This is a genomic window from Maribacter aestuarii (genome assembly GCF_027474845.2).
In the GTDB taxonomy this organism is placed as follows: Bacteria; Bacteroidota; Bacteroidia; order Flavobacteriales; family Flavobacteriaceae; genus Maribacter; species Maribacter aestuarii.
In genome coordinates this window covers 2,940,994-2,959,702 of the sequence record NZ_CP107031.2, presented here as the reverse complement: position 1 = coordinate 2,959,702, position 18,709 = coordinate 2,940,994, and the positions used below count along the sequence as shown (strand labels likewise).

At 38.4% G+C, this 18,709-nt stretch carries 17 protein-coding genes; 11 read left to right on the top strand and 6 right to left on the bottom strand.

The window, feature by feature from the left end; translation table 11 throughout:
• The first annotated feature begins 81 nt into the window (after nucleotides 1-81).
• Nucleotides 82-1,140 carry a nucleoid-associated protein gene (locus N8A89_RS13495; protein ID WP_281542714.1) on the top strand — a complete coding sequence of 353 codons (1,059 nt, stop codon included), beginning with the start codon at nucleotides 82-84 and terminating at the stop codon, nucleotides 1,138-1,140.
• Here N8A89_RS13495 and N8A89_RS13490 read toward each other — a convergent pair.
• Nucleotides 1,137-2,222 (bottom strand): hypothetical protein, encoded by a 1,086-nt coding sequence (locus tag N8A89_RS13490; protein ID WP_289644464.1) that lies wholly within the window; start codon nucleotides 2,220-2,222, stop codon nucleotides 1,137-1,139. The genes N8A89_RS13495 and N8A89_RS13490 overlap by 4 nt on opposite strands.
• Before the next feature lie 87 nt (nucleotides 2,223-2,309).
• Here N8A89_RS13490 and N8A89_RS13485 point away from each other — a divergent pair, with 87 nt between their 5' ends.
• From N8A89_RS13485 to N8A89_RS13455, 7 genes are all read left to right on the top strand, one after another.
• Entirely contained in the window at nucleotides 2,310-3,212 is a 903-nt protein-coding gene (locus N8A89_RS13485) for an ABC transporter ATP-binding protein (RefSeq protein ID WP_281542713.1), read from the top strand.
• Between the two features lie 19 nt (nucleotides 3,213-3,231).
• Nucleotides 3,232-4,065: an ABC transporter permease gene (locus N8A89_RS13480; protein ID WP_281542712.1), complete on the top strand. Its 834-nt coding sequence runs from the start codon at nucleotides 3,232-3,234 to the stop codon at nucleotides 4,063-4,065.
• Nucleotides 4,066-4,174: 109 nt separating this feature from the next.
• Nucleotides 4,175-4,594 (top strand): hypothetical protein, encoded by a 420-nt coding sequence (locus N8A89_RS13475; RefSeq protein WP_281542711.1) that lies wholly within the window; start codon nucleotides 4,175-4,177, stop codon nucleotides 4,592-4,594.
• A 10-nt stretch (nucleotides 4,595-4,604) separates the two neighbouring features.
• A complete protein-coding gene (locus N8A89_RS13470; protein ID WP_281542710.1) occupies nucleotides 4,605-6,341 on the top strand; it encodes a T9SS type B sorting domain-containing protein in 1,737 nt (578 codons plus the stop codon).
• Nucleotides 6,342-6,347: 6 nt separating this feature from the next.
• A complete protein-coding gene (locus N8A89_RS13465) occupies nucleotides 6,348-7,775 on the top strand; it encodes a T9SS type B sorting domain-containing protein (protein ID WP_281542709.1) in 1,428 nt (475 codons plus the stop codon).
• Nucleotides 7,776-7,947: 172 nt separating this feature from the next.
• A complete protein-coding gene (gene uvrB / locus N8A89_RS13460) occupies nucleotides 7,948-9,936 on the top strand; it encodes an excinuclease ABC subunit UvrB (protein ID WP_289644463.1) in 1,989 nt (662 codons plus the stop codon).
• Between the two features lie 149 nt (nucleotides 9,937-10,085).
• On the top strand, nucleotides 10,086-11,609 hold the full coding sequence (locus tag N8A89_RS13455) for a M20/M25/M40 family metallo-hydrolase (RefSeq protein ID WP_289644462.1): 1,524 nt from the start codon (nucleotides 10,086-10,088) through the stop codon (nucleotides 11,607-11,609).
• 112 nt (nucleotides 11,610-11,721) lie between these two features.
• On the opposite strand, the gene N8A89_RS13450 is transcribed toward N8A89_RS13455, so the two are convergent.
• Nucleotides 11,722-12,147: an Hsp20/alpha crystallin family protein gene (locus N8A89_RS13450; RefSeq protein ID WP_281542706.1), complete on the bottom strand. Its 426-nt coding sequence runs from the start codon at nucleotides 12,145-12,147 to the stop codon at nucleotides 11,722-11,724.
• Between the two features lie 202 nt (nucleotides 12,148-12,349).
• On the opposite strand from N8A89_RS13450, the gene N8A89_RS13445 reads away from it, so the two are divergent.
• On the top strand, nucleotides 12,350-13,618 hold the full coding sequence (locus N8A89_RS13445; RefSeq protein WP_281542705.1) for a DUF2254 domain-containing protein: 1,269 nt from the start codon (nucleotides 12,350-12,352) through the stop codon (nucleotides 13,616-13,618).
• Here N8A89_RS13445 and N8A89_RS13440 read toward each other — a convergent pair.
• Nucleotides 13,615-14,016 (bottom strand): SAM-dependent methyltransferase, encoded by a 402-nt coding sequence (locus tag N8A89_RS13440; RefSeq protein ID WP_281542704.1) that lies wholly within the window; start codon nucleotides 14,014-14,016, stop codon nucleotides 13,615-13,617. The two genes, N8A89_RS13445 and N8A89_RS13440, sit on opposite strands and share 4 nt — an antisense overlap.
• A 123-nt stretch (nucleotides 14,017-14,139) precedes the next feature.
• Between N8A89_RS13440 and N8A89_RS13435 the strand changes: the two genes are divergently transcribed.
• Complete coding sequence (locus N8A89_RS13435) at nucleotides 14,140-14,505, top strand: DUF1456 family protein (protein WP_289644461.1); 366 nt, start codon at nucleotides 14,140-14,142, stop codon at nucleotides 14,503-14,505.
• 40 nt (nucleotides 14,506-14,545) lie between these two features.
• Here the strand turns inward: N8A89_RS13435 and N8A89_RS13430 are convergent, their stop codons facing one another.
• The 3 genes from N8A89_RS13430 to N8A89_RS13420 form a co-directional block, all read right to left on the bottom strand.
• Nucleotides 14,546-14,881, bottom strand: a complete 336-nt coding sequence (locus N8A89_RS13430; protein ID WP_281542702.1) for a hypothetical protein — start codon at nucleotides 14,879-14,881, stop codon at nucleotides 14,546-14,548.
• Nucleotides 14,882-15,303: 422 nt separating this feature from the next.
• Nucleotides 15,304-16,497 carry an ADP-forming succinate--CoA ligase subunit beta gene (gene sucC / locus N8A89_RS13425; protein WP_281542701.1) on the bottom strand — a complete coding sequence of 398 codons (1,194 nt, stop codon included), beginning with the start codon at nucleotides 16,495-16,497 and terminating at the stop codon, nucleotides 15,304-15,306.
• Nucleotides 16,498-16,632: 135 nt separating this feature from the next.
• Entirely contained in the window at nucleotides 16,633-17,274 is a 642-nt protein-coding gene (locus tag N8A89_RS13420) for an LON peptidase substrate-binding domain-containing protein (protein WP_281542700.1), read from the bottom strand.
• A gap of 150 nt (nucleotides 17,275-17,424) precedes the next feature.
• On the opposite strand from N8A89_RS13420, the gene lysA reads away from it, so the two are divergent.
• Entirely contained in the window at nucleotides 17,425-18,663 is a 1,239-nt protein-coding gene (lysA, locus tag N8A89_RS13415; protein ID WP_281542699.1) for a diaminopimelate decarboxylase, read from the top strand.
• Nucleotides 18,664-18,709 lie beyond the last annotated feature (46 nt).

Here is an 18,709-nt window from a genome sequence, read left to right as displayed (position 1 = left end):
GACAGTTGACAGTTGACAGTTGACAGTTGACAGTTGACAAATAAAAAAAATTACAGAATAGTCCTAACCCCTAACAAAACAATGATTAACCTATACGCTACCCAAATTGAAACAATTTCCATCCATAGAGTTGGAAATAAGAATAAAAATGAAAGTGTCTTTTTGTCCAGCGAACCCGTTACCCTAAACGACGAAACTACAGGACTTCTTAAGGAATATTTTTTTAAGCCTTTCAGGGAAAAAGAGGAGAACTATTTTAAGTTTACCAATGAAGTGGATTTAGAGTTCAATGAACTCTATAAGATTGCAGATGAGATTTTTGCCGATGCTTCCAATACGCACCACAGTTCTAAAAAGATTGCAACGCACTTATTCGAACAGAGCAAACATCCACATATTAAAAGTGGCGAAGTCTATGTAGCTCACTTGACCGGGGTCCTTTTGGACAATGAGAAGGTTGACGCGGTTGGAATATTTAAGAGTGAGTTAAAACAAGATTTTCTTCAGTTTAAGGAAAAGGATTCCAATCTGGATATTATCGTGCAACAGGGAATTAACATTAATAAGCTAGATAAAGGCTGCCTAATCTTTAATAAAGACAAGGAAGAAGGCTATAAGGTACTTTCCATAGATAGTAATAAATACGATACAAAATATTGGTTAGAGGATTTTTTAGGAGTAAATCCGCTATCCGACGACAACTTTAAGACCAAAAACTACCTTAAATTCTGTCAAAATTTTGCCAAGGACGTAGTTTTACCGGCAGAAGACAAGCAACAGGAAGTATTGTTCATGAACCGAGCGGTCAATCATTTTGCCAAGAATGATGCTTTTGAAGAAAGTAATTTTCTAAACGAGGTGATGGAGAATCCGGAATTGATTCCTGAGTTCAAGAATTATAAAGTTGAAAAAGGACCAAAGTACAGTATTGAGGATGTTTCTACGTTTGACATTGCTAACAAAGCCGTTTCCGATGCAAGAAGAAAAATTAAAAACGTTATCAACCTGGATACGAATATTCAGATAAAACTTGATTTCATCAACCCAGAGTCAGCCGAAAAATTTGTAGAAAAAGGTTGGGATGAAGAACGCCAAATGTATTATTACTTAGTTTATTTCAACAAAGAGCAAAAAAGTTAGGGGACTTTAATAGTCTGCTCAATAATCTGCTTCATACTTACGTCTTCATAATTACGACGCACAAAATTCAGGGCTAGGTCCAAAACCTCACCCATAGTTTCGCATTTTTTAAACTTAAGATCTTGTGTTAGTTCTTGAATTTGTTCCCGGAGTAGTACAATATTCTCGGGCGTGGATATCTTGTCCTTCTTACAAATATTGCGCAATTTTTTAATACGGTTCCCCGAACTTAAAATTCTTTTAGCAACAATAGACCGTTCTTCTAGTTTATATTGATCTACGGAATCACGGAGCAATTTATGCCGCACCAATTCTACCATCTGATAATTTTCCTTGAAAAATTGCGGACGATATACTTTCAGTTTACCCTCAAAACACTGCTGATCAAAATCTATAGCTCTTATTTTATAGACGACATGATCAAAATCATGTGTTGGCACAATGACATAGTTGTAGGAACGCATATCCCCTAAAAGGCGAATCATACAGCGTTCGTTAAACTTCACGAATTCCTTTGCCAATTGGGCCTTCTCGGCTTCCGAACATTTTGGAAGCATTTGCTTGATGAACTCATCTCCAGGTATCCCGGCAATATGTTCTTCAATCAACGTATCCTTATAGACCAAGAAATTCAGATTATAGGGAGACAGCATATGTTCCAATTCCAATCCGTAAATTCTGGAAGCATCAGTTTTCTTTATGTAGAAATATGTAAAGTTATCATTAAGAATATTCCGGATTTTTATTCGAAAGGGCTTAGAATTTCCAAACGTGCAAAAGTCCACTGCATCAACATTTAAGTATTGGTGAATGTTGTTGCTACCATCCGAATGCAGAATGGAGTACACTTTCTTTAAACTATCATCTATCTCCCTACGATCAAATTCCGAATAATAGACCCTTATCCAAAGGGTATCCTCGTCATTTGCATTATAGACAACCACAGAACCGGCAAACCGCAGTAAGTCATCATAAAAAATAGGTATTTCTATTTTACGACTGTAATGGTCCAAATACGTATCCAAATCCTTGCTCACCGGATATGCAGGTTTTTTTTTGGACATCAAACGTTCATCGGACATGGGCAGTTGTTTAAAATAACCTTATTTTTTGTAACAAAGTTAGGCTTTCTTCGTCAACTTAGTATATCAATCAAAACAATCACCATCTTGGAGAAAATACTCACCGTTGAAAATCTCACCAAAAAATTTGGCTATTTAACCGCAGTTAAAGACCTGTCATTTTCTATTGAAAAGGGTAATGTCTATGGTATTTTAGGCCCCAATGGGAGTGGGAAATCCACCACTTTGGGTATTGTCTTGAATGTAGTAAACAAAACCAAAGGTAATTTCTCTTGGTTTGGAGGCAACACCTCTACCCACGAAGCACTTAAAAAAGTAGGGGCCATAATAGAAAGGCCTAATTTTTATCCCTATATGAGTGCAGTTCAGAATCTGAAGCTCGTATGTAAGATAAAAGAAGTAGGAGAAGATAAGATAGAGGAGAAATTGGAGTTGGTTGGGCTGTTAGACCGTAAAAACAGTAAATTCAAAACCTATTCATTAGGAATGAAACAGCGTTTGGCCATCGCCTCTGCCCTACTGAACGACCCTGAGATACTTATTCTTGATGAACCCACCAACGGTCTGGACCCACAGGGTATACACCAGATTAGGGAAATTATAAAGAAAATCGCCTCAGAAGGAACCACCATATTGTTGGCCTCGCACCTCTTGGACGAGGTGGAAAAGGTATGTAGCCACGTAGTCATTCTTAGAAAAGGCGAAAAATTGTATTCCGGCCGTGTGGACGGAATGTTGGCCAGTCATGGTTTTTTCGAACTGAAAACGGACAATCCCGAAAAGCTAATTGACTTTTTAAACAATAACCCAAGTTTTGGTAAAATAAAGGATGGGGAAGGATTGATAACAGCATTTCTCAAAGAAGAAATGGATGCCAAATCCTTTAATAAATCACTTTTTGACCAAGGTATAATTCTTTCACATTTGGTAAAACGAAAGGAAAGCTTAGAAGAGCAGTTCTTGGAACTAACGAAAAACCGATCCAATTAATTTGCCAAAACCATCCGAAATGATACGTTTATTACAGATTGAATTCATAAAACTTTGGAACAATAGAGCCAGTAAGGTGCTTATTATCTCTTATTTCGCATTATTGACCTCCATTGCCCTTGTAGCGGCCATAAAATTTGATATTGGACCGGTTAAATTTCATTTGGCCGAAATAGGTATTTTCAATTTTCCGTATATATGGCATTTTAACACTTTTGTAACGGCATTTTTTAAACTTTTCTTGGCCATAGTCATTGTGTCCATGATGGCCAATGAGTATAGCAATAAGACTATAAAACAGAATCTTATCGATGGACTTTCAAAAAAAGAATTTATTTTATCAAAATTCTTAACGGTCATCTCCTTTGCCTTGATTTCTACGGTTTTTGTTTTTGTAGTGTCCCTGATTCTTGGACTTATATATTCAGATTTCGACGAGTTGTCCATCATCTTATCAGACTTGGAATTCGTTCTCGCTTTCTTCGTGAAACTTATGGGATTCTTTTCCTTTTGTCTTTTTTTGGGAATATTAGTTAAGCGCTCGGCGTTTGCTCTCGGTTTTCTCATCTTATGGCAGGTTTTGGAAGGTATCACCAGGGGCCTTATTAGATGGAAATTGTTCGATAGCGAAACAACGGACACTATCATGGGGTTTTTCCCTTTACAATCCATGTTCAATCTTATAAAGGAACCCTTCACCCGTCTCGAGGCTGTACAAACGGTAGCAGATCAAGTTGGGGAAAAAATCAATTTAAACTATCATGTACATTGGTATGAAGTTCTTATAGTCCTCGCCTGGACAGCTATTTTCGTGTATTTATCCTATGTGCTTCTCAAAAAGCGTGATCTTTAACGTACCTGCATTCTCAATTTGAATTATACCGAAAAATTTGCCTATTTAACAGTATTCCTTAAGCGCTAAAACGCTATTTGTATTATATTGTACTGTTTTCGAGTGCGCTATGAAAAAAATTAGAACCTTAGTTTTACTAATAGGTTTGGTGGTTCCTGTCCTCTTTTTTGGATATGGAGAGCCATCCAATTGGTACCTCGGGAACAGGGCTGCGATAAAGTTCAATAACGATGGTAGCGTTACCACGCCTACTCACGGCAGGGTAAATACAGTTGAAGGCTGTATGAGTATTTCCAACCTTTTCAGTGATTTACTTTATTATACCGATGTCATTTTTGTTGATGATAGACATCGTAACTCCATGAAGAACCCAAACGGTTTGCATGGTGACCCATCCAAAACACAATCGGCTATCATAGTCCCTAAACCAAAAGATGCTTATATCTACTCTATTTTTAGCGTAGATATTGCCAATACTAATCTGCGAGATAGAAAACATTTTGAAGGTTATTTAGCCCTGGAAACATAATGAGCCGAGAATGAAAAAACTACAGTTCTTTTTGGGGGTATTTTTATTAAGTCTCGGGATCTATGGTCAAGAATGCCCTAGCCTAACGGCTCCTATTGACGGGGCTGTAAACGTAGCTGTAGATACGAGCATAAGTTGGGAAAGTATAGCTGGAGTAACAGGGTATATCATATCAATAGGAACGACACCTGGTGGTACAGACATCGTTAATACTAGAAGTGTGGGAAGTGCCACCAACTATACCCCACCACTGGGTCTCCCGGAAAATACTCAAATATATGTAACAATAACCCTTTTCTTTCTAGGGGGATTGCCTGATATAACTTGCCCGAGTGAGAGTTTTAGAACAGGAAGCGTAACTAACCCGCCCTCCTGTACAACCTTGAGTAATCCCGTAGATGCGGCTACCGGAGTTAACATATCCAATAATATTTCTTGGAATTATGCACCAACAGCAACCGGCTATAGAATTTCCGTAGGTACTTCTCCAGGAGGCACTGACATAACGAACAATTTGGATGTCGGCAATACATTAACCTATAATCCACCGGTTGACTTTCCTCCAAGTACGACCATCTATGTCACAGTTACCCCATACAATGCAATAATACCAAACCCAACCTGCTCCGAGTTTTCTTTTACCACGGGGGCGTTGGCGACTCTGCCATCGTGTACTTCGTTGATAAGCCCATTAGATGGGGCAATTAATGTTCCTTTAACTCCTTTTTTAGAGTGGACGGAAGTTCCCAATGCAACCGGATATAGAGTCACTATAGGTACATCCCCTTTACTTTCTGATATTCTTGATGAGGGCGTATTTACCAACAATTCGACTTTTGTTCTCGATTTTGAGCCGAATAGGACCTTTTTCATCACTATAACACCTTTTAACGCGGCCGGGGATGCGATTGGATGTGTTCAAGAAAGTTTTTCGACCATCTTGGGTTGTGGACCCTATTTTGACGCTGTCACAGGAGAACTCACAACCTTAAATCCGGAAATTGATTTTCCCGATGAAATTGGCATCTGCCTAAACGAAGATAGCACGACCATAACAGCGACCGATGTGGCAGAGGGGTATAGATGGTTCCGTTTGGGACCTGGTAATTCCGAAACGCTGATATCATCTACGGCGGAGGTAAATCTATCCGAGCCCGGACAGTATATCTATGAAGCTTACAATACCGTATCCCAGTCTGGAGGAACCGTAGAATGCCCAACAAGCAAGGAATTTACCGTAGTGGTTTCAGAGTCACCGACGATTGATAATATCCGGGTTTCGGAAGAAGTGAGTGGTATTCGGATAGAAACTGTGGTCAGTGGAGTAGGTTCCTATGAGTATGCTCTTGACGATATATCAGGCCCATACCAAGATAGTAATGTCTTCAGAAATATAGCACGTGGAACCCATACCGTTTATGTGCGCGATAAGAATGGTTGTGGGATAGACGAAGAAACCGTGGTACAAGATTTGACACTAGAAGGTTTCCCTAAATTTTTTACGCCCAATGGGGATGGCGTTAATGATTACTGGCAGTTCATCCCACCCGTTGCAACTGGGGAAATCAATGTCCTAATCATTCAGATTTTTGATAGGTACGGAAAATTTCTCGCTCAGGTAGAACCAACCTCCCAAGGATGGAGTGGGCGCTTAAATGGAAGATTGTTACCCGCATCAGACTATTGGTTTAGAGCCATTTCTACGGACAATAAAGAAATAAAGGGATATTTTTCCCTCAAACGTTAAAGTTGAATGCTAAGAAAGAATAACTTTATTTTATGGCTCATTTTAGCTTTGGCGTTAAATCCGCTAGTAGGACAAGAATGTCCTACATTAATAGCACCGTTAGACGGTCAGATTGATGTGCCTGTAGACAATCCTATTAGATGGACGGCCGTAGACGGTATCATAGGATATTTGGTATCGCTTGGAACCACACCCGGTGGCGGGGAAATAATCAATAGAAGGTCTTCTGGCTTATCCAACTTTTATATTCCGGAAGTAGGCTTACCGGAGAGTACCGTCATTTATGTTACAATTAGTCTCTTTTTGCCCGACCAGCCAATTAAAGTATGTCCACTTCAAATATTCACCACGGAAGAAGTCACCACTCCTCCGGATTGTACTAAGCTTGTGAATCCAATCGACCAAGATTCGGGTGTTCGGGTAGATACTGACCTGAGATGGGAATATGCCCCAAGGGCCACGGATTACATCATTAGGGTAGGTACTACATCGGGAGGAAACGATATCGTGGATGATAGTCTATCTGGGAACGTCTTGTTTTACAATCTATCGGAACTTCCGTTAAATCAGGAAATTTTCGTATTAATAATTCCCCTTAATGAAAATGGTAGCGCCACTGGTTGCATAGAAGAAAGCTTTTCAACTGGCGAACCCACCGTGAGTTGTGCTAATATAAATTTTCCTACGATTACCATACCTGATACAGTGGCGCTTTGTGCCAGGGATGAAAATGCGATACTTGAGTCATTTGATAGAGCAAGAGGTTATAGGTGGTTTAAAATTAACAATGATGGTACTGAAACACTTCTATCCGAATCAAATCAATTAACCTATTCAGAAATCGGTCAATATCGAGTGGAGTTATATAATACAGTGACAGAATTCGGTGCAACCATCGAGTGCCCCATTACCAAAATTTTTAATGTGGTAAGTTCTGAGGTTCCCACTATTGAATCCATTGCAATTACAAGGGAAAACTCAGGATTACGGATTGAAGTTGTAGTTAGTGCTAATGGAAATTATGAATACTCATTGGATTCTGTAGATTTCGGATTTCAGGATAGTCCTATATTCAATAATGTTCCTCCTAGAGAACATATTATTTATGTTAGGGACAAAAACGGATGTGGGATTGCCGAGCGCGTTTTAGAAAAAGAACTTTCTAAGAGTGATTTTCCTCAATTTTTCACTCCCAACGGCGACGGCATCAATGATTATTGGCAATTCGCACCTGTATCGGAAACTGGGGAGGTATCCGTAGAAGATATTCAGATTTATGATCGCTATGGTTGCTTTTTAGTTCAAATAGACCCAAATGGAGTAGGATGGGATGGACAATTTATGGGTAGACCCTTGCCATCCACAGATTATTGGTTTAAGGCAACCTCTTTCAACAAAAAAACCATTACTGGGCACTTTACACTTAAAAGATAAGTGTTTTCAACCTACAGTCGTTTCTTTGCCAACACATGAAAAATATAAAAAGACAAGTCTCTATTGGTAAATAAAATCATTAATTGGGCCGGGCTATGTTCAAAGTGCTTTTAGATATGTTTTATTTCTGATACGCCCAAAATAGGAACATGGCTTTTTGTATTTTTAACTTATGAAATTTAAAGTTGTCTCGGAATTCAAACCGACGGGGGATCAGCCTAATGCCATCAAGGAATTAAGGCAAGGACTGGATAGTGGAGAAAAGTACCAAACCCTTTTAGGCGTTACCGGATCGGGTAAGACCTTTACCGTGGCCAACGTTATAGAGCAAGTACAGAAACCAACCTTGGTCTTGGCCCATAATAAAACTTTGGCTGCTCAATTATATTCGGAATTCAAGCAGTTCTTTCCCCAAAATGCCGTTGAGTATTTTGTATCCTATTACGACTACTACCAGCCGGAAGCTTTTATTCCCACAAGTGGGGTTTACATAGAGAAAGACCTTTCTATAAACGAGGATATCGAAAAACTAAGGCTCAGTACTACCTCCTCCCTCTTGTCCGGTAGGAGAGATGTTCTTGTAGTAGCCTCGGTATCTTGTCTGTATGGAATTGGCAATCCCATTGAATTTCAGAAAAATGTGATATCCATTCGAAAGGATCAAGTTATCGCCAGGACGAAATTACTACACCAACTGGTACAAAGCCTGTATTCAAGGACAACAGCAGATTTTAGAAATGGGAATTTTAGGGTAAAGGGAGATGTGGTGGATGTTTTTCCCAGTTATGCCGATCATGCGTTCAGAATCCATTTTTTTGGAGATGAAATAGAAGAGATTGAAGCGTTTGACCCATTTAACAATAACCTATTGGAAGTCTACGAAAGTCTGAATATCTATCCCGCGAATATGTTCGTAACCTCCCAAGATGTGCTGCAAAATGCCATTCATAACATTCAGGACGATTTGGTAAAACAAGTGGAGTATTTCAAGGAGATTGGGAAGCCACTTGAAGCGAAACGTTTGGAAGAACGAACCAATTTTGATTTGGAAATGATTCGGGAACTGGGTTACTGCTCGGGTATTGAAAACTACTCAAGATATTTGGACGGTCGGGAACCGGGTACTCGACCTTTCTGCCTTTTGGACTATTTTCCAGACGATTATTTAATGGTGATTGACGAGAGTCATGTCACCATACCCCAAGTACATGCGATGTATGGGGGTGACCGATCAAGAAAGGTGAATTTAGTAGATTACGGGTTTCGACTACCCGCCGCCATGGACAACAGACCCTTGAAATTTGAGGAGTTTGAAGCATTGCAAAATCAAGTGCTGTACGTAAGTGCTACACCAGCGGATTATGAGTTACAACTTAGTCAAGGCGTTTACGTGGAGCAGGTCATACGACCCACCGGACTGTTAGATCCCATAATTGAAGTGAGGCCCAGTTTGAACCAAATTGATGATCTCGTAGAGGAAATTCAGCAACGGGTAGAGAAAGATGAACGAACCCTCGTGACCACTTTGACTAAAAGAATGGCAGAAGAAATGGCAAAGTATCTGGATCGGATTAACATTCGATGTAGATATATCCATAGCGATGTTGATACTTTGGAAAGGGTCGAAATAATGCAAGATCTACGAAAAGGTATATTTGACGTACTCATTGGGGTAAATCTTTTAAGGGAGGGGTTGGACTTACCAGAGGTATCGTTGGTGGCAATTTTAGATGCCGACAAAGAAGGATTTTTACGAAGTAATAGATCGTTGACACAGACCGTTGGGAGAGCAGCAAGGCATCTAAATGGGAAAGCGATAATGTACGCTGATAAGATAACCGACAGCATGCAAAAAACGATTGATGAAACAATTTATCGGAGAGAAAAACAGATTGAATACAATACCAAAAATAACATCACACCAACATCCTTAAATAAAAATTTAGATAGTGTTCTAGCAAAAAATTCCGTCTCTACCTACCACTTCAAAAAGGAAGAATTAAGGGCGGCCGAACCGGATTTAGATTACTTGACAAAAGAGCAAATTGATAAAATGATTCGGGAAAAAAGAAAGGCCATGGAGAAGGCGGCAAAAGAGTTGGATTTTATGCAAGCCGCGAAATTAAGGGACGAGATAAAAGCGCTTCAAGAGCAAGATTAAATTGGCGAAAATCAAAAAAATACTCATAAATCCAATTGTTTTAATAATATAAATTATTACTTTATTTAAATTATTTTAAGTAACTGGTTTTTAATTTTTTATACATTTTTTTAGACAACTCTAAATTCATCCTTTTATACTTATTTCTAGTGAAAAAATACAAATTAATCCTTTTAATTTTCTGTCTTGTTTTCTCGCGATTTGGCTACTGCCAAATGATCTCGGAAGCTAAAATAAAACAGGCGGCTGACGAAAAATTATTCGATGCGATTTTAAATTTACAACAATTTTTAAGACTGAAAAATGATGGAAATTACACCGACCAAATTGAAAAAAATAGAAAATGGTGCGACAGTGTTTTTACGTCCTTAAATTTTAAGACGAGTCAAATTTCAACTGATGGTCCTCCCCTGCTCTATGCAGAAAAAGTATTTCATAAAAATGCAAAAAGTGTTTTGTTCTATTTGCAGATTGACGGTCAACCTGTGGACTCGACAGCATGGTTCCAACCCCATCCATTTGAGCCTGTTCTGAAAGAAAAAAAAGATGGTAAGTGGACCATTATAAATTTTGATAATCTCAGAAAGGATATCGATATGGATTGGAGGATTTTTGCAAGATCTGCATCCGATTCCAAAGGTCCTGCCCTCTCATTTATTTCTGCACTACAAATTCTTCAGTCCAAAAAAATAAAACCTGAATTCAATATCAAGGTAATTATGGATTTTCAGGAAGAACTTGGTTCTCCGCATTTACCAAAAGCGGTGCGAGAGAACAAGTCCTTATTGGAAGCAGAGATGCTTTTTATTATGGACGGCACTCGACACCTGTCCAATTTGCCAACACTGACTTATGGAGCTCGGGGAATTGCTACGGCAACCATCCAAGTTTTTGGACCAAGCTATGGTTTACATAGCGGTCAATATGGGAACTTTGCCCCAAACCCCGTTTTTGAAGCCGCTAAAATGATAGGCGGTCTTAAAGATGAAGAGGGTAAAGTTACCATTCCAGGTTTTTACGATGGTGTTCAGCTATCAGAAAAAGAAAAACTTCTTCTCGCCAAAATACCCGAGAATATGGATAGTATTAAAAGCAACTTGGGAATTGCAAAACCAGAGGCCGTTGCCGAGACTTACCAAGAAGCATTACAGTACCCCTCGTTAAATGTAAGAGGGCTAAAAGCGGCTTGGACGGGTAAAGAAGTCCGCACCATTATTCCGTCAGAAGTTATTGTAGAGATAGATATGCGATTGGTCCCAGAAACAACGGCAGAGCGACAAATGAATTTACTGAAAAGCTATGTACAGGATTATGGATATCATTTAGTTGACTCCATCCCGACCAAAGAAGAAAGAGGAAGGTATTCCAAACTGGCCTCCTTTACTTATCGTGTTGGCTCCGTGCCCTTCCGCACGGAAATGGATAGCCCGATAGGAGAATTTTTAAACAGAGCTATGCAAAAAGTATTTGGAAATGAAATAGTAAATATGAGAACAACCGGAGGGTCGCAACCCATGGCACCTTTCATAAAAACATTGGACATTCCGGCCGTTTCCATACGCATACCCAACCCGGACAATAACATACACGGACCCAATGAAAACTTAAGAATAGGTAATTACAGGGAAGGAATTATATCCTGTTTAGCCGTACTTACCGAGCCTTTAAATTAAGAAGTGCCTCGATTTTTCGAGGCACTTCTACAAACCAACCAACTCAAACTAACCCATGAACATGGGCATTATGAAGATTTCAAAATTGAAACCAAGTAATTTCGCTCAGCGCTTAAGAGAGCTCAATCGTTCTTTTAGGCTTTGGCAACGCCTCTTCTTTTTTAGGTAAGGTAAATTTTAAAATACCATTTTCGTAATTAGCGCTTATCTTATTGCTATCTACACTTTTTGGAAGTGTGAACGATCTCGTAAAAGACGAAAAACCAAACTCTCTCCTTGTGTAGTTATCTTTTTCTACATCATTCTCGGTCTTAACCTCTGCGGAAACAGTAAGTACATTATCATCAATTTCAATAGAGAAGTCATCCTTGGACCTACCCGGAACCGAGAGCTCCAGTTCAAAGTCTTTTTCGTTTTCCTTAATGTTCACTGCCGGAACATTAGTTCTCATATTTTCCAAACCACCGAACCAATCTGGTTTAAAAATTTCATTCATTAGAGATGGAAATAACACATCGTTTCTTTTTATAACATTCATAATCCTATATTTTTAATTAATATTTTTTTTATTTGTAATTAACTAAACAAAGGATATACCAATTCATCTTAAACGACATTATGTCATATTTAAAGTTATTTATCATGTCTTATTGTCATTTAAAATAGCTGAGTTTGAAATTTTAGCCATCCAGATACTTTTAATTCATGGCATTCACTAGGTTTATATCAGAAAACCATATATGGATAGAATTAAGAATATTTTCTACAAGATTCGAAGCAAAATTGCCTTTTATCCTTCGCTTATCTCATTTGGAGGTCTTACGTTGGCCTTTTTCATGATATACCTTGAAAAAATAGATATTTCAGGATATTTGATGGAAGTAGCCCCTGGCCTGGTTATCAATAACACGGACACCGCCAAAACACTACTGAGCACTTTGATCGGTGGACTTATTTCGTTGACAGTTTTCAGTTTTTCCATGGTAATGATTTTGTTGAATCAAGCATCGAGCAACTTTTCCCCTCGGGTACTTCCAGGAATCATTTCGGATCAGAAGCATCAGGTGGTGTTGGGACTTTACATTTCAACCATACTTTACAATATATTCATCCTCGTTTCTATTGAACCTACCGATAATTCCTATCAGACACCAGGGTTTTCGGTACTGATTGGGATAGCGCTAACCGTTTTGTGCTTGGCATCGTTCATTTATTTCATACATCATATTTCACAAGCCATACAAGTTGGAACCATTTTAACGGATATTCATGAGAAGACCAAAAGTGAAATTGAGTATGTATTAAAAGAAGAGAAGGAAAAATCCTCGAATTTTGAGGACACGGAGAACTGGGAAAAAAATGTCATTAACAAAACAGGTTATTTTTACGGAGTTTTAAAAGAAAATCTTCTTAAGATATGTGTAGAACATGATATTAAAATAGCCATAAACCTTTTTAAAGGCCAATTTATTTTAGACGGTACTATTGGATTATTGTCCGAGAAGCAGCTTTCAGAAAAGCAGGAGAAAGAAATAATGAATGCTTTGTTATTCAGTCAAGAAGAACTAATGGGCGAAAATTACATTTATGGCTTTCGACAAATATCCGAAATAGGTATTAAAGCCATGTCGCCAGGCATAAATGACCCGGGAACGGCGTTGAACACGATAGATTATTTGACTTCATTATTCATTCTCTTAATGAAAAAAACTGAGTGTGAGTATCTAAATGATGCAGAGGGTACCAACTGGGCACGCATTAAAAACGTCAAATTTTCAGAGGTACTATACAATGTTATGGCCAGCTATAGGCTGTATTGTAAACATGACATTACGGTAATGCGTAAATTAATGTACATGCTGAGAACATTGGAGGCCAATGTAGTCAACTCCAATCATATGGCCGACATTAGAATAGAAATGGAACAATTGCAGATAGATGCAAAATCCAATGTTGAAAATAATAGGGATTTGGATAAATTGAATTCCGAATTTATCTCTTGGTCCTAATTGTAATGTACCTTAAAGATATTTATCAACACCTCGGGAGGTACAATTTTATTGGGATATTTATGCATAATGGAAAGTACTTGAGCAATAGCCGATGGCGGTAATCCCATCGACAGTCCCATGTCATGTAAACGTTTTATTTCAATCAAGTCCTGTTGGTTGTCCACGTTCATTAAAAGCACTAATCTATGGAATTGAACTATCCGCTCCGCCTGCGTTTTCGGAATTACGTGTTCCGCTTTATTCTTAAACAGGGAATCGAAGACCGATTTGCTAACGCCCAACTGCTGGGCTACATTAAAAAGGAAATCATATTCCGATTGCTTAATGGTATTATCCACCCTTGCAAAGGCAATCATTTCTGAGAGTATACTTAGTTTTTCCTTTTCGGTACTCATTGGGCCGTTATTATTGTACTTATGCTACTTAAATAACTAAAAAAAAGAGGTTATAGTATAAGCTATTAAAAGACATTGGCGTTCATAGATTTTATAATACCTTGCGAGAAACATTTTTTGAGAATGACCAACAATGACATTTTAAAAAAACTAAGGGTCGCACTTCGGCTTAGGGATGATCAAATAGTCGATATTTTGCAACTTGTAGATTTCAAAATATCTAAAAGCGAACTAGGAGCCTTTTTTAGGAAAGAAAATCACCCTAATTACATGGAATGCGGCGATCAAGTTTTGCGTAATTTTCTCAATGGCTTAGTTCTACATTTAAGGGGCACTAGGGAGGAACCCAAGAATCCCGGAGAGGTACTTTTAGGAATGACACCATCAAAACCTGAGAGAGTTCCTGATGATAGGATAAAAAAGCAACAGCTTAGGAAAATGGAAAAAGCGGTAACGCCCGTGAAATATAAAAACAAAAAAAAATCCTGATACACTATGGCATCAGGATTTCTTGGCTAAATTCAAATTATTAGGCCGAGATACGAACTGGCACTGTGTATAATTTTCCTTCTTCTATAGTAGAGACATCTACTTTCTTATAATTTAATCTACTCTTTACAAAACCTTCTAATCTTGAACTTTCAGTTTCAACTGATAATACAACAATTTCCCCATCACTGTTAAGGGTAAACCTAACTTGTGCTGTTAAGTCGTTTTGCTCATCGGAAAAATAATTGTCCGATAACATTTTTGAAATTTGTTTGGATAAATTTTTGGTGGGTTCCACTCCATCGGTATCATTTGCTAAAACATTACCTGTGGCCAATAGCATTGCAGCTACGAATACTAAACTTAATTTTCTCATGACTTGTTGTTTTTATCTCTTTTTGTTTAGAGATTGATTAATAATTGATTGATGATGAATTACTAAAAAGACGTCTCAAAAATGAGAATGTTACAACAAATATCAATTTTAACAATATTTTAATCAATAAATCCTATTTGGATAATAAGGCGAAGTGATGCCGAAATTGGAATGAATCAAAGGATTAAAACCAGCTTTGACCTTTATTTCCAGTACTTGAGCATTGTCTTAAAAGAGGAATAAAAGCTTATTTAGGACTTCTTCGTTCATTCCCGATTAAAAAGGAGGGAAATCATATAAAACTTAAACAAAAGTCAAAACCTTTACCCAGATGCTAATTAAATCCGACCTTAGTTTAGTTAAAAAGAAAAAGGACAACGTTCATGAACGTTGTCCTTTTTTAAAAACATTTTACTAGGCTGTTAGGCTAAGACTTCTTTCACCTTATCCGCAGCTTCTTGAAATTGTACCGCAGAATGTACGGCCAAACCTGAATTGTCAATGATTTCTTTGGCCATTTCCGCATTGGTTCCCTGTAAACGTACAATTATGGGGACCTTAATAGTATCGCCCATATTCTTATAAGCTTCTACTATACCGTTTGCAACTCGATCGCAACGTACGATTCCTCCAAAAATATTTACCAATATCGCCTTTACACCATCGTCTTTTAGGATAATCCTGAAGGCCTCTTCAACCCTCTTTGCATCGGCAGTACCACCAACATCCAAAAAGTTTGCAGGTTCGCCACCAGCCATCTTAATTAAATCCATGGTTGCCATGGCCAAACCGGCACCATTTACCATACAACCAACGTTCCCGTCTAAATCTACATAATTAAGACCTACGGCCCTTGCTTCAACTTCAATTGGGTTTTCTTCCCTTAAGTCACGCATTTCCGCATATTGCTTCCTGCGGTATAGCGCATTGTCGTCAATAGAAACTTTGGCATCCACGGCCATAATTTTATCATCAGAAGTTTTTAAGACGGGATTAATTTCGAACATGCTAGAATCACTCTCCTCATAGGCTTTGTAAAGTGACGCAACAAATTTTGTCATCTCTTTAAAGGCAGTACCGGACAAGCCTAAATTGAATGCTATTTTACGCGCCTGGAAGGGTAAAAGTCCAGTTGATGGGTCAATCTCCTCATGAAAAATTAAATGTGGAGTTTTATCCGCAACCTCTTCAATATCCATTCCTCCTTCGGTAGAATACATGATCATGTTCCTCCCTGTTCCCCTGTTCAATAACACGGACATGTAGAACTCACTGGTTTCACTGTCACCCGGATAGTAAACGTCCTCAGCTACCAACACCTTGTGCACCTTCTTCCCTTGCGCAGAGGTTTGTGGTGTTACCAAATTCATACCTATAATACTTCCTGCTATTTCTTCAACTTCCTTCAAGTTTTTGGCTAATTTGACGCCACCGCCCTTACCTCGGCCACCTGCATGAACCTGCGCCTTAATAACGTGCCAGCCAGTTCCTGTCTCGGCAGTAAGTTGTTTTGCGGCCTCAACAGCCTCTTTTGGGTTATGGGCCACAATACCTCTCTGGATACGTACACCAAAACTTGCCAATATTTCTTTTCCCTGATATTCGTGAAGGTTCATATATTTAGGTAGTTTATTAGTTGTGCAAAAATAGGCAACATGGGGTAATAATTGAAAATAATGCTCAATTAATTGGGTATCCCCTGCCCCATCATTCTATATCGTTACATTTTAAGTTTTGAGGATAAGCCGCCGTCACTGTATCTCTATACCCTTAAAATCCAAAGGGTCAAAGTTTTTAAAGTGTCCGTTCAGTTCAATAGTCTTTTTGGTCCTTTCCACTTCGGACAGTATTGAAATTGTAGTGGTCAGATGGTTATTGATAAAAGTAAGTCTTTCCATTTCCTTTGGAATCTGTAACAGTTGATATTCCTGCTCAAAAGAAAGTCCAATTTTATGTGCTAAGGTAAAACTGTTATAGGCACCTAATTTAATCGGTGTGAACGGAACGTCCATCATACCGTATAGTTCCTGAATTTTTAGAATAACTTTTCTTTTGTAAGCATCTTCTGCGGCATAGTCGTATTCCAAAAGTTCAACTAACCCGCCAGCATATAGTTTATCCTCCATTTGATTTTCAAAGGTGATAATCTTAAAAACTTGTCGTGCCACGCCAACAATGTCCATCTCTCCACCCTCATAGGTATTGACGACCTCAACAAGTTGTATTTCGGTACCATATTCCATGATATTGTTTATAAAAACAGGAATGCCAAAAGTCATCGCGTTCGCCCGGCAATCGGCAATTAATTGCTTGTATCTAGGCTCAAAAATATGTAGGGGAACGGTCTCTCCTGGAAAGAAAATGGACTGTAACGGAAAAAATGGTAGCTTCATATTTCCAATTTACGATGCAATAAAATACAAGACAAGAAAAGCTTTGTAATTTTTGTTTTAAATGTAACATTATGTTGTATTTTTTGTTTTTAACTATATTTTCTTGTGCGTACCAAATGAGTATCCTAGATTTGTTTAAAACATGATAGCATGAAAGAGTCGGATTTATTGAACATTGCCCAACAGTATGGCAATCCATTATACGTATATGATTCCGAAAAAATTATTTCACAGTATAACCGGTTGACTAATGCGTTTAGCGCAGTAAAAAATCTAAAGCTGAATTACGCTGCAAAGGCTTTGAGTAATATAACCATATTAAGGTTAATGAATAGCTTAGGCAGTGGGCTGGATACGGTTTCCATTCAAGAAGTAAAATTGGGCCTTTTGGCAGGTTTTAAACCGGAATCCATCATATTTACACCAAACGGTGTTTCCTTAGAAGAAATAGAAGAGGCTTCTGCCTTGGGAGTACGTATAAATATTGACAACCTTTCCATACTGGAGCAGTTTGGCAGCAAACACCCGGATGTCCCTGTTTGTATACGAATTAATCCGCATGTTATGGCCGGTGGGAATTCTAATATTTCCGTTGGACATATTGATTCTAAATTCGGTATCAGTATTCACCAAATCCCGCATTTATTGAGGATAGTGGATTTAACAAAAATGAACATCAACGGTATTCATATGCATACGGGAAGCGACATTTTAGATATAGATGTGTTCCTTTACGCTTCCGAAATTTTATTTGAAACGGCCAAAAACTTTAAGAATCTAGACTTCATAGATTTTGGTAGTGGCTTTAAAGTACCCTATAAAGATGGGGATATAGAAACAAATGTTGAGGAACTGGGGAATAAGCTTAGCACCCGCTTTAATGACTTTTGTAAAGATTATGGAAAGGCATTGACCCTAGCCTTTGAACCGGGCAAGTTTTTGGTAAGCGAGGCCGGTTATTTCTTGGCTAAGGTAAATGTGGTGAAACAAACTACCTCGACCGTATTTGCAAGTGTAGATTCAGGTTTTAACCACTTAATACGACCGATGCTCTATGGGGCGAACCACAGCATCAAGAATATTTCAAATCCAGAGGGAAGGGAACGCTATTATTCCGTAGTAGGCTACATCTGTGAGACCGATACTTTTGCGAGCAACAAACGTATCAACGAAATTTCAGAAGGAGATATTCTTTGTTTTAGAAATGCCGGAGCTTATTGCTTTACCATGGCGAGCAACTACAATTCAAGATTTAGGCCAGCAGAAGTGCTTTGGCATAAAGGCGAAGCTATCCTTATTAGGGAGCAGGAAACTTTTGACGACTTGATCAGAAATCAAGTAGATGTTAAAAACTTGTTTACATCAAAGGAAAAGGTCAAAGTAAAATAAACACAGTAAAAAATCGTTAGTTTTGGTATAGTTGTTGGACTAATTC